General features: G+C 60.3%; 1 protein-coding gene. It reads right to left on the minus strand.

Annotated features, from left to right (window positions below):
- Positions 1 to 56: 56 nt before the first annotated feature.
- Entirely contained in the window at positions 57 to 1,424 is a 1,368-nt protein-coding gene (gene ltrA, locus AC54AF_RS26995; protein WP_131386893.1) for a group II intron reverse transcriptase/maturase, read from the minus strand.
- Between the last annotated feature and the right edge of the window lie 403 nt (positions 1,425 to 1,827).

Genomic DNA, 1,827 nt, shown 5'->3' on the forward strand with positions numbered 1-1,827 from the left:
CCCCTGCCACACCACCCGGCATGCGGGTCCGCACCGGGCGGTTCGAGCAGTTGAGGTTAAGACAGGCGAGGCACTCCAAGTCGGTCGAAATAGCCGATTGTCAGCACTGTTTTCAGCAGTCTATCGCTATTGCGCCACCAGCGGCGGCTGTTGACCGCCACTTGTTTTGCCACCGACGGTGCAGCCCCTAGCTTCAGCAGTTCCCGATACATGGTTGTTCCGCGTTTCCAGTGTTTGAGCTGTATGGCCCGCAGTCTGTGACGCAGCCATTCATCAAGTGTTCGCCAGACCTTGGGAGTCTGCGCCAGATTGAAGTAGCCTTTCCATCCCAGCATATAGGAACGAAGCTGTTGTACCGTTTGGGACATACTGCGCCCACCGGAGCGACCAGTCAGCTCCCGAATCCGTTGTTTAAACGTTTCCAGAGGCTTTTTGGCCACCTTGCGTTTGACTTCGCCCCCACGCGCCACCCACAGACTGTAGCCGAGGAACTTGCGGCCAAAGACGCTGGCCACTGCGCTCTTGCCTTCATTGACCAGAAGGTGCAACTTGGCATAGCAGCGCCGCAACAGCGCCATCACCCGCTCACCCGCCCGCACGCTGCGTACATACACGTTCGCATCGTCGGCGTAGCGCGCAAAGCGATGACCGCGCCGTTCCAGCTCCTTGTCCACTTCATCGAGCATCACGTTGGCCAGCAGCGGACTCAGAGGACCGCCTTGTGGCGTTCCTTCTTCCCGCGACTGCACCACTCCTCCATCCATGATGCCGCTGTTCAGGTAGGCACGGACCAGCCAGATTACTCCAGCGTCGTCGATGCGTTTGCGCAGACGGTCGATCAGGATGTCGTGGTTGACCCGGTCAAAGAATTTCGACAGGTCAACGTCAACCACGACTCGCAAACCCGACTGGACATACGCTTGGGCGGCTAAAACCGCGTCCTGCGCACGCCTGCCCGGACGAAAGCCGTAGCTGTACTCGCTGAAAGTAGGATCAAGTATCGGTTGCAGCACCTGTAGCAGTGCTTGCTGGATCAGGCGATCCGTCACCGTCGGTATGCCAAGCTCGCGCTCGCCACCATCTGGTTTCGGGATCGTTACCCGACGTACCGGGCTGGGCCGGTACGTCCCCGACAGCAGTTGTTCGCGTATACCCGGCCACGCGGTCATAAGCTGACGCGCCGTCTGGTTGATATCCAGACCGTCGACGCCAGCCGCTCCCTTGTTGGCACGGACCCGCTTGAACGCCCGCCGCAGGTTCTCTGTTGTCAGCGCCGCTTGCAGCAGCGCCGTTCCCGTGTTTCCGGTGGCATGTCGCGGGCAGAATGCTTCGTCGCTGAAAGCATCAGGCATGGCTTCACCTTGCCCTATCACTTCCCGCCCCGCTTGCGCAGGCATCTGACGCTGTGCTTTTTGCATCGACATATCGGATTCACTCCTACTCGTTCGGTCCTTCGTCAGAGGGGTCGAGCCTTCCCGGCGCTACCTCCGACTACTATGACCTCTGCTGAGACCCCGCTCCGACTTTCACCGTCGCCCTTTCAGGCATAAGGCGGGGCGTCCCCAGGTAAGGGCCGCACTCCTTCATCACACAACCGCCGCATCTACGCCACTTCGCCTTGACCACAAGAGCTTCGCGGTTATGGGCCCGCTCGCCCTGCTCGGCAGCGCCTTCTATGCGATTCGTGTTCCTCGGCTCGTGACTTATGCTCCACGCTTCCTCCCCACGGTTGATTACTCTTCCGCAGTTGCGCTTCACTTCGCTCGCTGTGGTCAGCTTACGGCGGGACTTTCACCCACAGGAGTGCGCCCATGCTGGGCGCACCCA

The sequence above is a fragment of the Janthinobacterium sp. JF4 genome, from assembly GCF_059617925.1.

What these genes read in the sequence shown, in the direction of transcription:
- ltrA (WP_131386893.1), bottom strand. Translation starts at nt 1,424, where the DNA reads ATGTCGATGCAAAAAGCACAGCGTCAGATGCCTGCGCAAGCGGGGCGG.